The 13481-nt window shown below is 32.3% G+C and carries 18 protein-coding genes; 14 read left to right on the top strand and 4 right to left on the bottom strand.

Translation table 11 applies throughout. The features are described 5' to 3' along the window. Positions 1 to 12 precede the first annotated feature (12 nt). From QZN33_RS01325 to QZN33_RS01305, 5 genes are all read left to right on the top strand, one after another. The gene (locus tag QZN33_RS01325) at positions 13 to 474 is read left to right on the top strand and encodes a hypothetical protein (RefSeq protein WP_296788759.1); all 462 of its coding nucleotides are present in this window, start codon (positions 13 to 15) and stop codon (positions 472 to 474) included. An 11-nt stretch (positions 475 to 485) separates the two neighbouring features. Beyond that, positions 486 to 1709, top strand: coding sequence for a bifunctional ornithine acetyltransferase/N-acetylglutamate synthase (gene argJ, locus QZN33_RS01320; RefSeq protein ID WP_296788756.1), 1224 nt, complete (start codon positions 486 to 488; stop codon positions 1707 to 1709). A 310-nt stretch (positions 1710 to 2019) separates the two neighbouring features. Next, entirely contained in the window at positions 2020 to 2622 is a 603-nt protein-coding gene (locus tag QZN33_RS01315) for a class I SAM-dependent methyltransferase (RefSeq protein ID WP_296788753.1), read from the top strand. A gap of 105 nt (positions 2623 to 2727) precedes the next feature. Continuing rightward, complete coding sequence (locus QZN33_RS01310; protein ID WP_296788751.1) at positions 2728 to 3438, top strand: 2-C-methyl-D-erythritol 4-phosphate cytidylyltransferase; 711 nt, start codon at positions 2728 to 2730, stop codon at positions 3436 to 3438. Beyond that, on the top strand, positions 3431 to 4447 hold the full coding sequence (locus QZN33_RS01305; RefSeq protein WP_296788749.1) for an alcohol dehydrogenase catalytic domain-containing protein: 1017 nt from the start codon (positions 3431 to 3433) through the stop codon (positions 4445 to 4447). Before QZN33_RS01310 ends, QZN33_RS01305 begins: the two co-directional genes overlap by 8 nt. On the opposite strand, the gene QZN33_RS01300 is transcribed toward QZN33_RS01305, so the two are convergent. Beyond that, on the bottom strand, positions 4448 to 4975 hold the full coding sequence (locus QZN33_RS01300) for a hypothetical protein (protein WP_296788747.1): 528 nt from the start codon (positions 4973 to 4975) through the stop codon (positions 4448 to 4450). It abuts the gene before it with no gap. A gap of 234 nt (positions 4976 to 5209) precedes the next feature. On the opposite strand from QZN33_RS01300, the gene QZN33_RS01295 reads away from it, so the two are divergent. After that, a complete protein-coding gene (locus QZN33_RS01295) occupies positions 5210 to 5536 on the top strand; it encodes a hypothetical protein (protein ID WP_296788744.1) in 327 nt (108 codons plus the stop codon). Between the two features lie 48 nt (positions 5537 to 5584). Here the strand turns inward: QZN33_RS01295 and QZN33_RS01290 are convergent, their stop codons facing one another. Beyond that, complete coding sequence (locus tag QZN33_RS01290; RefSeq protein ID WP_296788742.1) at positions 5585 to 5761, bottom strand: hypothetical protein; 177 nt, start codon at positions 5759 to 5761, stop codon at positions 5585 to 5587. A 106-nt stretch (positions 5762 to 5867) separates the two neighbouring features. On the opposite strand from QZN33_RS01290, the gene QZN33_RS01285 reads away from it, so the two are divergent. The 7 genes from QZN33_RS01285 (at position 5868) to QZN33_RS01255 (ending at position 11344) form a co-directional block, all read left to right on the top strand. Next, a complete protein-coding gene (locus tag QZN33_RS01285) occupies positions 5868 to 6125 on the top strand; it encodes a hypothetical protein (protein ID WP_296788739.1) in 258 nt (85 codons plus the stop codon). A gap of 283 nt (positions 6126 to 6408) precedes the next feature. Beyond that, a complete protein-coding gene (locus tag QZN33_RS01280; protein WP_296788736.1) occupies positions 6409 to 7224 on the top strand; it encodes a hypothetical protein in 816 nt (271 codons plus the stop codon). After that, the gene (locus QZN33_RS01275) at positions 7214 to 7471 is read left to right on the top strand and encodes a hypothetical protein (protein ID WP_296788734.1); all 258 of its coding nucleotides are present in this window, start codon (positions 7214 to 7216) and stop codon (positions 7469 to 7471) included. Before QZN33_RS01280 ends, QZN33_RS01275 begins: the two co-directional genes overlap by 11 nt. A 305-nt stretch (positions 7472 to 7776) precedes the next feature. After that, positions 7777 to 9066 (top strand): hypothetical protein, encoded by a 1290-nt coding sequence (locus QZN33_RS01270; RefSeq protein ID WP_296788732.1) that lies wholly within the window; start codon positions 7777 to 7779, stop codon positions 9064 to 9066. 324 nt (positions 9067 to 9390) lie between these two features. Beyond that, positions 9391 to 10335, top strand: coding sequence for an SAP domain-containing protein (locus QZN33_RS01265; protein WP_296788729.1), 945 nt, complete (start codon positions 9391 to 9393; stop codon positions 10333 to 10335). A gap of 52 nt (positions 10336 to 10387) precedes the next feature. Continuing rightward, positions 10388 to 10924, top strand: a complete 537-nt coding sequence (locus QZN33_RS01260) for a DUF998 domain-containing protein (protein ID WP_342764129.1) — start codon at positions 10388 to 10390, stop codon at positions 10922 to 10924. 171 nt (positions 10925 to 11095) lie between these two features. Continuing rightward, positions 11096 to 11344 (top strand): hypothetical protein, encoded by a 249-nt coding sequence (locus tag QZN33_RS01255; protein WP_296788726.1) that lies wholly within the window; start codon positions 11096 to 11098, stop codon positions 11342 to 11344. A 101-nt stretch (positions 11345 to 11445) separates the two neighbouring features. On the opposite strand, the gene QZN33_RS01250 is transcribed toward QZN33_RS01255, so the two are convergent. Then, positions 11446 to 12123 carry a reductive dehalogenase domain-containing protein gene (locus QZN33_RS01250; RefSeq protein ID WP_296788721.1) on the bottom strand — a complete coding sequence of 226 codons (678 nt, stop codon included), beginning with the start codon at positions 12121 to 12123 and terminating at the stop codon, positions 11446 to 11448. A 78-nt stretch (positions 12124 to 12201) separates the two neighbouring features. Here QZN33_RS01250 and argB point away from each other — a divergent pair, with 78 nt between their 5' ends. After that, complete coding sequence (argB, locus tag QZN33_RS01245; RefSeq protein WP_296788718.1) at positions 12202 to 13065, top strand: acetylglutamate kinase; 864 nt, start codon at positions 12202 to 12204, stop codon at positions 13063 to 13065. Positions 13066 to 13075: 10 nt separating this feature from the next. Here the strand turns inward: argB and QZN33_RS01240 are convergent, their stop codons facing one another. Further along, positions 13076 to 13480: a GNAT family N-acetyltransferase gene (locus QZN33_RS01240; RefSeq protein ID WP_296788716.1), complete on the bottom strand. Its 405-nt coding sequence runs from the start codon at positions 13478 to 13480 to the stop codon at positions 13076 to 13078. Position 13481 lies beyond the last annotated feature (1 nt).

Genomic DNA, 13481 nt, shown 5'->3' with positions numbered 1-13481 from the left:
AGAGTACATAATATGAGACGAAAAAAAGACGATAAGAGAGTATTAAGACCTGGAAATGGTAACTATAATAAAAAGGGTCATAAATCATCTTTTAATAGAAACAATAGTAAAAGAAGTATAAAATCTTCTTTCATGAAAAGAAATAATCGTCAGGATTCTCGTAGAAATAATAAGTATAACAGACAGAAGAAAGGTGGCGGCAAAACCGTTTTGGTCATGATTATAATTTTATTGGCATTCATTATTGGAGCTTCGGCCGGTGTTTTCATGAGTTTTGAAAGCACAAACAATGATACTGCCAATAATACTACTCACATTGAAAATGTAACTGTTGAAATGACTACCAATTTGAATAAAAGCGATGGTGTGGTATTTGACGAATCTGATGAAGTGGACTATAATGAAAACCAGTCTGCAGAGATTCTGGGTGTTGAAGATAATCCTTATTACAATAATGTTGAACATTTATACTAAATGGTGATTTTATGGATTTTATTAAAGATTTAGATGGCGGATTTTCCGTAATTGATAATGTTAAAGTATCTGGAGCTCGTGAAGGAAAGTATGGTGTTACTATTATCCTTTGCCCTAACAGTACTGCTTCAGCGGTATTTACTTCAAACAAAGTTGTAGCTGCTCCTGTTAAATACACTAAAAATGTTGTCAAGAATGGAAAAGTTTCTGCTGTTTTTGTAAATAGTGGAAATGCTAACTGTTTTACCGGAGATCAGGGCATTAAAGATTGTGAAACTTTAGTTGAACTTGTCTCCCGTGATTTGAAAATACCTAAAGAGGAAATTGCGATTTCTTCAACAGGTGTTATTGGTCGTGAAATGCCTATCGATATAATTTCCAAAGTCGCATATGAATCACTTTCAAAATTAGGCGACGAACCGGAAAATTCTCTTGCTGCTGCAAAAGCTATCATGACAACAGATACTTTTCCGAAGGAATGTGCAGTGGAAGTCACATTAACTACTGGTGAAACCGTAAAAATTGCAGGTATCACAAAAGGAAGCGGCATGATTGCTCCGAATATGGGTACAATGCTGTCATTTGTTGTAACTGATGCAGCAGTTCCTGCTGATGAAATTAAAAAAGCATTAAAGCAGGCAGCGGATGTCAGTTTTAACATGATAGTTGTTGACGGCGATGAAAGTACAAACGACACATGTTTAATGATGGCCAACGGTGCATCAGGTGTTGACGTTGTTAAAGAAGGCAAAATGGATGAGAATTTCCAGGAAGCGCTGAATTATCTGTGTATCGATCTTGCTAAAAAGATGGCTCGTGATGGTGAAGGAGCAACTAAATTCATAGAAGCTAATGTTGTCGGCGCAAAAGATGACAATGACGCAAGACTGGCTGCAAAATCAATTATTTCTTCAAGTTTATTCAAATCAGCAGTATTTGGTGGTGATCCAAATTGGGGAAGAATCGTTTCAGCTATAGGATACTCCGGCTGTGATTTAAATCCTGATATTGTGACAATTTCAATTGCTGATGATGTGGATGATGTTGATTTGGTTAGAAAAGGTGAAATTCTGGCTTTTGAAGACACACCGTACCTTGAAAGAGCAGAAAAGATAATGCAATCCAAAAATGTGACTGTCAATATTGACATGTTTCTAGGTGACGGTCAGGCTACAGCATGGGGTTGTGATTTAACTTATGATTATGTAAAAATTAATGCAGAATACACCACTTAAAGAAAAGCTTTAAATATATTGAAAACAAATATTTTTTTGTTATATATATTATCTAATTTTATGATTATCAATTTTAAGGAGGGGAAAATATGGCAAAAGTAAAAGGGACTAATAGAAGAACCAGACAAAAAAGAAGTTACACCAAACCTGGAAGTAAAAGAGGAAGAGGAGTAAAACAAACTTGGAAAAAATAATCCTCTTATAACTTTTTTTTATTATTTTTAACTATTTTTTTTAACGTTATTAACTAATTTTACTATTGACAAATATTATATACTATTTTTTAAAGATTATGATTTAGGTGAAAATTATGATGATGCCTGAAAACGGACATAGAGCTCATGGGTTTTCCAGTGCGCTTTTTCTGGATTCTAATGAAATTTTAAACGAATTAGACCTTAAAGGTGATGAAATTTTCATGGATGCAGGTTGTGGAGACGGACATATTGCAATTCAGGTAATTGAAGAAAAACTTACAACCAATACTGTTTATGCAGTGGACGTTTATGACGCATCTATTGAAGATATGGAAACCTACAAAAAGGAAAATAATGTTGAAAATCTCGTAAACATTGAAGCGGATATTCCTAAAGGAATTCCTGGCGTTGAAGATGAATCCGTTGATGTGGTTCTGCTTGTCAACGTTTTCCATGGATTTAAAGCTTCCAGACAGCTTGATGAAGCTGCCGCAGAACTTGCAAGAATAGTTAAAAAAGATGGAAAAATTGCTATTATGGATTATAAACCATGGGATGTTCCTAAAGGACCTCCTACAAAAATGAGAAGTTCTCCTGATGATTTGGAAGAACTCTTCAAAAAACAGGGTCTTAAGAGGATATATCTCAATGAGGAGATTGGTGAGGATATTCCTGAAGGCAAGTCTCACTTTTTAATAATGTTTCAAAAGGATTGAAAACTTTAATTTAAGAGTTTTCACTCTCAAAACTTTTTTTTTAAAAATTATATATACTATTTTTTAAAGATATTTATCTAGGAAAATAGGAAAGGAGTAATATTAATGATTTTTGCAGCTATTTTAGCAGGCGGTGTCGGATCAAGAATGGGTGGCACAGACACTCCAAAGCAGTTCCTGCCTTTGGGAGGTAAGCCTGTTATCATTCACACTATCGAAAAATTTGTAATTAACAGTAAAATAGATAAAATCATTGTTTTAACACCTCAAAATTATATAAATCATACTACACATCTTATAAAAGAGCATATTGGCAGTGATGATGATATTATTGTTATTGAAGGTGGAAAAACAAGAAATGATACTTTATTGAACAGTATAAACTATATTGATGAACATTTCGGAATCGATGATGAGTCAATTATAATAACTCATGATTCTGTAAGGCCGTTTGTTACTCATAGAATTATTGAAGACAATATAGAAGCTGCAAAAAAATACGGTGCCTGCGATACAGTCATTCCTGCAACAGATACTATTGTTGAGAGTATCAACGCAAAAACTATTGAAAGCATTCCTGTAAGGGATTATTATTACCAGGGCCAGACTCCACAGAGCTTCAATATAAAGAAACTTTTCAATCTCATCAACAGCTTAACAGAAGAGGAAAGCAATATCCTGACAGATGCATGTAAAATATTCACTCTTAAAGATGAAGATGTATATCTGGTCGACGGTGAAGTCACAAATATCAAGATTACATACCCTTATGATTTGAAACTGGCAAATACAATACTTGAGGACAAGCATGATTAACATTGTTTACAGATTAAAATCTCCTAAGTTTTTTGAAGAATCAATCGATGAAATCGAATTGGACGGCGTAGTCGTAAGACCGACCTACCTTTCAATCTGTCAGGCCGACCAGAGATACTATCAGGGATCAAGGCCTGCTGAGATTCTCGATAAGAAATTGCCTATGGCACTGATTCATGAAGGAATCGGTGAGGTAGTATATGACGGCAATAATAATTTCAAATCAGGAGATAAGGTGGTAATGATACCTAACACTCCTTCAGGGGATGATGTCTGTAGACTGAATTATTCATACTCTTCCAAATTCAGAGGAAGCGGATTTGACGGTTTTACTTCAGATTTAATTAAACTTGATGATACTCGTGTTGTTAAGATCCCCGATGATTTCAACCCTCATGTCAGTGCATTCATGGAATTGATTACAGTAGCATATCAGGGAATTTCCAAATTTGAAGATTTGGCAATAACTCCAAAAGACGTTCTGGGCGTTTGGGGTGATGGAAATTTGGGTTTCATCACTACTTTGCTTTTAAAAGTGAAATTTCCAGATTCCAAAGTTATAGCTTTCGGAAAGCACCAGAATAATCTCAATCTTTTTTCATTTGCTGATGAAATCTATAGAATTCATGATGTCCCTGATGATTTGGCAATTGACCACGGATTTGAATGTGTTGGTTCAAGCGCATCACAGTCCGCCATTGACCAAATTATCGATTTGATTAATCCTCAGGGGACAATAAATCTCTTCGGTGTAAGCGAATACCCTGTTCCTATAAACACACGTATGGTTTTGGAAAAAGGTTTGACTCTTCAGGGAAACAGCCGCTCTGAGAGAGAAGATTTTATAGGAGTCGTTAAACTCCTCAGTGAAAATCCTCACATGTTTGATTATTTAGAAAAATTAATCACCAATATCTGTGAAATAAATTCCTTAAATGACCTGAAGGAAGCCTTTGATATTGATCATATTTCTAAATTCGGCAAAACCATTTTAAAATGGAACAAGTAATCAGTAAAGTAGGCGATTACGTATTTTAATCGATTCTGACCTGAAATAATGTTTTTTGTCTTTATCACACATTACAGGAAGCATTGCCAGTGCATGGAAATCGTCTTCATCGAGAAATTCGTTATTTTTTATCTTATTTTTAATTCCGTTTAAAATCACTTCGCAAGGGTCTATATTTGTGCAGCATAGTTTTATTGTAAAATCCGCATCGGACATTATCTCAATTTCCTTGACGTATACATTTATGTATTTCGGACAGAGAATATAGATTCTAATTTTTCTTTCGTATTTTTCATGTAAATTTTCAGCAAGTTCAATGAACTTTACGAGTTCATCTTCAGTAAAATCTGTAAATTGGAATTCCAAATCAACAAATTCTCCGTCTTCAGTCATGAAAAAGTCCCCTTCCTGGTGAATGTTTTCATCCAGTTCAAGTTCTTCTGTCGGAATGTGGCATTTAATATTTTTATCGTCCATAAATGTTTCTTTTATAATATTGGTTCTAGTTTCAAAATCTTTTTTATTCATAGTATAACCTACGATTTTTAGTTGGTGTTCTTTATATCTGTTTTCAAGGTTTATAAATTGCACAGTATTAAATTAAAACAATTTTATAAGGTTAAACTAATTTTTAAAGGTTATAGTAATTTTACTTGATGGGATTTATTTTCTAAATCTCTCAATTTTTCACATTGGGGGATAAATAATTGATATCATTAATGATTAAATATTGATTGAACAAATATAATTTCAGGTGTTCTTATGGACTATGAATCAATAATTTCTGAAAAATTTCCTAATTGTGATGTTGAAATCATAACTCCGGATGTTTTCAAGCTGGATATGCTGATTGAATATATCACTGACGATATTGTTGTCTATAATCCTTTTTCAATCATGGTATACAGGCATCTAATCAGATTCATGATGAATGTCGGGGAAAGGGGAAAAATATACTATCTGGAAGGATTTGATGATGAAAAATTAAATGAAATCCATGAAGGTCTTTTGAAGTTCACATGGAGAAGCGATACTAAAATCAATCTCTTCAAGAATGCAGATCCTGACAGGGATGTTTTGGGATTGTAGTTTGTCATTTGAATTAAAATTGAGTGTGATAGGTGCGGTGAACATGTTCTATGGTAATTGCGCGGAATCAAAAAATTCATCGCAGTATTCACAGTAATAGTCGTATTTGCTGGTGCAGCAGTTTCCAAATATTATTTCACCATTAAGAGACTCAACAGCCAGTTCGTCTGTTGTGTCATGAAATACTCTGATGAGTTTTCTTTGACATTTCGGGCAAGTTTTCATTGTTCCACCTAAACTATATTTCTGTAATGATTCTGAATATATAATTTGGGTGTTTTGCAAAACTGTTTATTTATGATGAAGTTTAAAAATAAATGTAGGTGTAAAAATGCTTATTAATGTTGGTGCAGAATTTGGTACTCATTTGGAATCCAGTGATATTGCAGTTGAACTGGTGGAAATTCTAAATAAGATACCTGAAGAAGAATTTATACTTGATTTTAAGGATGTAATGTTTATTACTATGAACTATGCTCAGGCTTATTACAATGCCAAATATGAATCTCCCAAAAAGATTTCAGAAATCAATATTTCCGATGAAATCAGCGTTATAATGGGAGCTGCTGATGAAGCTTGCAATCCTTGATTATCATCTATTTTTTTAATATTTCTCTTTTTTTCAATATTTTTGAATTAATTTAGCTAGTTTTGCTTTAGTTTTTAGAATATCTGACTGTTATCCAATTTTTATAGCTATTTTTAAGAAAAAGTCGTATGACTTAATAAAATTGTGTTAAGTTCTTAAAATTGTTTTTATTTGAAACTGACTATTTTAAATACTTATTTTGATAAATTAACTGTGTAAACTAAATGTTTGTTTAAATCAGGATTTTTTCACATTCTAGTTTCAATTATAAATTGGGGGCATTATGATTGTGCTTAAAAATTTGTTTGAAAACTATATGGAATTTGAAAAGATTATACATGATAAACATGGTGATAAAATTGATTTAGGGAGCTTAAAACTTAATCCTGCTACGGTTCTTCCTTTATTGTGCGAATGTAAAAATCAAAATTTGATGTTGTCAAACAATGAAAATGCATTCGATTATCTGAAAAATAAGTTGGAATCTGACAAATTATTTTCTGAATTGCCTAACTCTAGAATTGAGAGTGACAAAGTGGATTTTCTTACTAACTATATGGGTAATTTAGATACGAATTATGGAAGTTATTTTGCATTGAGGACAATTATTTCAGAGTTAGCAAATAATGTTTATGATCATTCTAAATTGGACAATAATTTTGTTCAAAGTTATATTTTTTCTAACTTACTTTCGGATTATAAAAAATTAGATGTTTGTGTTATAGATGATGGATTATCGATTCCGGGGTTGTTTGAAAGAGAAAATGTTGGCTTTAAAAATGATTGTCAAGCAATTGAAAAAGCTGTTGGCACTTTTTCTACAATTTCTGATTCACAATTTGAGAGGGGAAATGGGTTATGGACGGTCATCCAATTAGTGGCAGAAGGAAATTGGGGTGAAATATTAATGGTGTCACGTGCAGGCTGCTTACATATTTCTGGTGAAAATTATAAATATTATTTATTAAAGAAAAAACATATCTTTAATGGTACATTAATTGCAATAAGATTAAATAAATATGAAATCCAAAATATTTATAATTTGATAGAATTCAATAAACCAGGTTCCTTTAAATTAGGTGTGATTCATGATTATTAAAATTAAAGATGAAATAAATGATGCTTTAGATTTCAATCAATCGGCTACTGATTTTATAAATAAAATAAATCAAATTAATAACGATGATTTTGTTATAGATTTTAGTGGAGTATTTTATATCAGCAGGAGTTTTGCGCAAGCATATTATGCTTCTAAAAAAAGATCTCCAAAAAATATTACTGAAATCAATATGTCTGATGATGTTAGGCCTATGATGGATATGATTGAAAAACAAATTTATTTCTAATTTATTTTTTTTATATTTTTTTCTAGTAGTGTTATTTAACTTATATTGGCATATTTAATCTATTTTTAAAAAATTAATGGTTGATTCTTGTTTTTTAAGATATCTGATTATTTATATATTTCTTTAACTATTTTTAAGAAAAAGTTGTATGACTTAATAAAATTGTTCTGACTTCTTAAAATTGTTCTTATTTGAAACTGACTATTTTAAATACTTTAATGATGATATTACTTTATTAAGTAAATACAATTGTAAAAATATGTATTTTACTAGCTTATTCAATTATCACTTTTGGGGACTGCCATATGAAAGAAGAATTTTGTCAGAAATATTTTGAAAATAAAGTAAAACCTAAACATCTGCGTGAATTTGAAGCTGAAACACCACAGGGCAATGTTATCAGAGGATATATTTGCAGAAAACCGAACAGGTATCTCGGATCAATGATTATTACTCACATAACAGAAAAAAGTGGCAGAAGTTATGATACCGAGCAGTTTGTACAGTCATTTCCAAAAATTCATTACTGGGATGACAGACACAAATTGAAAGAGGATGATGAAAGCATTGTCTATTACTGTCAGGAAAAACTTGACGGTACCTGTCTGATAATCTATTCTCTCAATGATGATTTGGGAGATTCAATTGAAATAGTTCCAAAAACAAGAGGCCAGCCTGTAGCGGACGAACATATTCTTGACATGTTCAAGCTTGTTGACAAAAAAGCAATTGAAGACTTCTTTGGGGAAAATTTCCATTCCAATGATGTTTTGATGTTTGAGCTTTATGGAATTTTAAACAAACATGAAATCGATTACATGGATGCCTATATCGATATTCGCTTAATCGGAGCTTATGTTGATGAAACATTTCTCAATTACATATCCATGAAATGCTATTCTGATTTGGACGGTTTTCAAACTCCCGACAGCATATTCGCAATAGAGAAATACCCTTTTGAAAATTCATTTTCAATAATGTGGTGCGGAAGAAATCATAAACTTCAAAAATATAAAGTTGTTTGCCAAGATTCATTCCCAACATTATATGATGCCATCCAGCAAGTAAAATCACTTCTTAAGCAGATCAATGACGAATACAAAAAACGTAACGGCAGACGAGTAATTGAAGGGGTTGTCATCAACGGCGAACATTTCAAAGGAGGTCAGATGTATCTTAAAATCAAACCAAGAGACATCGAAGATGAAGCAAGAAAACCTGATAGTGTTCCCCGCAGATTCGTCTTAAAGGAAATCTATAAATATTTTGATGAATTCGGTCTGCAGATTCCTGAAATCTATCAAAAAGATGATACTCACTACATTAGATATGTAAAACATCAGCTTAAAGAAGAGTTTGACTATGAACAGATTGAGGACCCAAGAACACTCAGAAGAATCAAAAATGTCTTTATGGATGTTTGGGATTCAAAGGTTCCTCCAAAAAGCCTGCAGAATATTGCAGAAGAACTTGTTCACCAAAATCCTGATAAAAATATTTCAGAGCTCATGAAAATATTTGCCAGGACATATCCGAGCAAAAAAAGAGAATCCCGTCATGTTTTTAATATCATATCCAAAATACTTAAAAGGTGATGTTAATGTTAGACTTATTTTCTCTCATTAACATCTCTTTAATTGTTGTTTTAACTATTTTAATCTTAAAAAACAGGTCATGGAAAAATCAGCATCTTTTTATATTAATTTTCACTGTGGTGGTGATAATTTTTATAATTATTGAATTCTTCACAATTGCCATTTAAAAAATTCCATAGATTTAAGCAAAGTATTAAATTAACAAAAAAAGATATATTATATTGTTAAGTTAAATTTCGAACTAATTTGCTATCTTTATGGGGAGTTTAATTATAACATTCGGTAATATCTTATTATTGCTGAGGAAATATAAAAGGTGTTTAAGTGAGTGAACAAAAATTAGAAGTATTCAATGTTTTAAATTTTTTAAACAGCGGTTATTCAATCGAGCAAATTTTAAATGAAGGAAATTTCGGTACTTTTCAATCAGGTGAAGATTGCGTAAAATATCTGATTGAAGAAGGATACCTTGAAGGGGAAATAGGTGAAATCTCAGCTGAAAGCGATAGTGAAGCATTAACAGCTGAAGAAGTATCCAAAAAATATACTGTTGCTGAACTGAAAGACCTTTTAAGGGAAAATGGTCTTAAAGTTTCAGGTAAAAAACAGGAATTGGTAGAAAGATTATTGCCTGTTTTAAATGGTGAAGAAGCTGAATCCGGTGAAGCAACATTAAGTGATTTTGACAAATCCGATGATTTGAAATTAACTGATAAGGCACTTGACTTTGTTAAGGATAATGATTGGATTGACTTGTACATGTTTGCTCTTGTAGCATTCAGATTTGAAGATTATGAAACATATGTCAATTCATCTTCCGATGATAAAATCGAAACTGCATTAAACTTCTGTGATGAAATCATATCAAGAGCATTGGTCGCAAATCAGTTTTTAGTATTCATCGATGCATTGTCTGCAAAAGCTCATGTTTATGCATATAACCAGGATTATGATTCATTCATGGATTATGACCTGCAAAGATACATCCTTGGTTTAAACCCTATTGTAATGGATGCCCAAACATATGCAACATATGACGTAATAAATGAAGCTAACATTATTAATCTTAAAAATGTAGTTGAAAAGCTTGAAATCAAAAATCTTAAGAAAAGATTTGATAAAATATGGAACAAATCCCATATTACTGATATTACTGTACCTAAAAAATCCTGCTATAAAATATTGCAGAAAGCTATTGGCGGTGCAGATATTGAAGAATTAAACTTTGATTTAAAAGAAAAATACTTCAATAGAAAATTCGGAATTTAAAAATGAAGTCTAAAGTTGCAGGAATTGTCTTTATAATTGGTATCTTTACTATATAATAGCTGAAGCTGTTTCCGCAACTTTTTTTAAAGCTTCTATTTTTGAAACTTATATTTTTCACACCATTTCGGAGCTTGGTATTCCAAATCCGAACTCACCATTATTCTGGCTTATGAACTCTGCCTTTATATTAATTGGTTTGGTCCTGCTTTTCGGCAGTTTCTACAGACTTAAGGATTTCATAGTCAAAAACAAAATAATTTATTATATTTTTTCTCTGATTACTGCATTGGGAGTCATTATCGTCGGTCTTATTCATGGGGGAAATCCTTTAACTTCAGGATACCATACTCTGGGTGCTGTAATGACAATACTTGGAGGAAACATTTTACTTATCCTGGTTTCAAGATCGATGAACGAATTTGAAGCCTATCAAAAAAGCACATTAATCCTTGGAATTTTTGGCCTTATAATATTCTGGGTAATGTTTTTCAGCATAAGTAGTATCTACATGCCAGTCTATGAAAGGCTTTCAGCATACACCTTAATCATATGGAGTTTTCTGACAGGTATGTACCTTCTCAGAAATTAAAAGTAGCTTTTATAATTTTATAGTTTACTTTAAAATCAGGTCATTTTATTAATTGGATTTTTAATATATTTAATTTAGTTAAAAAATTTTTACTTTTATTTCAATGTCATCTACATTCAAGTACAAAAATTTAAATACTTCGTAAATTAATTAACAATTACAGGTGATATTATGGCAAACTTAGATAAAGAAATTGAAGAAAAAATCTTAGCAATTGTCGAAAAATACCAAAAAGAAAACACTAAACTTTTAAACTACCTCATAACTGATGATGAGATAACCTTTTTCTCACCAATAGCTAACGGTAGTGCAATCACTGCAAGTGACCTGCAAAAAGTTGCAGAAATTTTAAACGGTTCATTTGAAGGAATGGAAATTGTAAACCAAGAGTACAGATTCAAATTCAAATGCGGATTATAGGAGTTTCAAAACTCCTAACTATTTTTTTTAATTATTTAATAGTAAAATACTTCACTTATTTTTCTAATTTCAACGGAAATTCATAAATGTGGAATTTTTCTTTACTCTCGTTTCAGATATTCCTGAGTGAGTTTACACTCGCTCATGCATTTTGTACATCCAAGTCCTGCCTTATACTGGTCGATAATATACTCGCTGCAGGTTTCGATATCTATAATGTCTTTCCTGCTTAAACGGTCATTCCATTTTTGAGGATTTATTGCATCTACAGGACATGCTTCCTGACAGTTGGTACACTCATCACATTCACTGTCAGTAATTGGTGTTCCAAAATCAAGCGGCATATCAGTTAAGATACCTCCTAAAGCTACAGCTGAACCGTATTCTGGTGTGACGAATAGTGCTGAGCGTCCAATCCAGCCTAGGCCTGATTTGGTGGCCATTGTTTTATATGGTAAAATGCTTAACAGTTTTTTCATGTCACATTCATTACGAGTCATTGTAAGTCCGAATGCATTGTATCCCAAATTTTTTATATACGCTTCACCTTTTAGCGAAATTTCAGTTAACTTGTCAATTTGCTTGTGAAAAGATGCCCAGTACTCTCCATAGCTTTCATCTTTAACTAACTGTATGGTTTCTTTTGGAATTTTCAGAACAATGCTTATAGCATTAGGCAAATCAACAAATTCGCTGGCCAGACCGTTCACATCTGCAAAACCGACTTTGCTTGCACCCAAACTTATAAGATAATCTTTAATGTTATTCATCTCAGACATAATAATGGGTTGATTTTCTGAACATATAAACTTAAAAGATTATAAATGATGAAACAAAATATTTAATGTAGTGATAAAATGACAGAAATTGATGTTTTAGTTGAAGCTTTACCATTTATTAAGGAATTTTACTGTAAAAAAATTCTAATTAAATATGGTGGGCATGCAATGATTGATGATGATGCAAAATCATCCACAGCTCGTGATGTAGTACTGTTGAGATATGTTGGAATGGAACCTGTTATAGTCCATGGAGGAGGTCCTGAAATTTCAAGGTCTATGGAAAAAATGGGTAAGGAAGCTAAATTCATCAAAGGTTTAAGAGTAACTGATGAGGAAACCATGGAAATTATTGAAATGGTTCTTGCAGGTAAAATCTCAACTGAAATTGTTTCAGAACTTATCAAACATGACGGTGACGCAATTAGTTTGTCCGGTAAAGATTCAAGTTTAATTTATGCTCATAAAAAGCCGGCCAGTAAAATCGATGAGGAACTTGTTGATTTGGGTCTTGTCGGTGAAGTTGAAAGAATCAACACAGAAATGCTTGAAATGTTTCTGGAGTATGACGTAACTCCTGTAATTTCCCCAATTGGTATTGATAAGGATGGAAAAAGTTTGAATCTTAACGCTGATACTGCTGCCGGTGAGATTGCCAGTGCATTGGGTGCAGAAAAATTAATTATTCTAACTGATGTTCGCGGTGTTTTAAGAGACCCTTCAGATCCGTCAACTTTAATTCAAAAAATCAGAATTTCAGAAGTTCCTGATTTAATTGAACAGGGAATTATTACTGGTGGTATGATTCCAAAAATCGAAACCTGTGTAAATGCAATTAAAAATGGTGTTAAATCCTGTCATATCATTGACGGAAGGATAGAACATGCCCTGCTTTATGAAATATTTACCACCGAGGGCATTGGAACTATGATTTTCGAATAATCAGGTTTTTTTAATCTTCAAGTTCCGTTAGAAATAACGGTACTTTATCTTCTCTTTTTTCAAATTCGCAGTATTCATAGAATCTGCTTTTTTCATGCATTGTAATAACAGCTATTCTTTGGTAATCTTTGTAATGCTCTTTTACTTTTTCAACCAATGTTTTTCCGATTCCTTTAAGCTGATATTCAGGTTTTACAAGAAGGTAATTGATATAAGCGTTCATTACGCCGTCATCCATGGCAGAAATCAATCCGACCAGTTCATCACCGTTCCATGCAGAGTAAACGCAATTGGTATTTCTCATGGCAAGTACTAGTTTTTTCGGAAATTCTCCGGAAGACCACTCAACTGATTTGAACAGTTCTTCCAGTTGTCTTTTTGAAAAGTTGTGGGTATTTTTGTAGGTTATACTCATT

The sequence above is a fragment of the uncultured Methanobrevibacter sp. genome (assembly GCF_900314615.1).
Lineage (GTDB): Archaea > Methanobacteriota > Methanobacteria > Methanobacteriales > Methanobacteriaceae > Methanocatella.
This window is presented reverse-complemented; position numbering and strand designations above follow the sequence as displayed.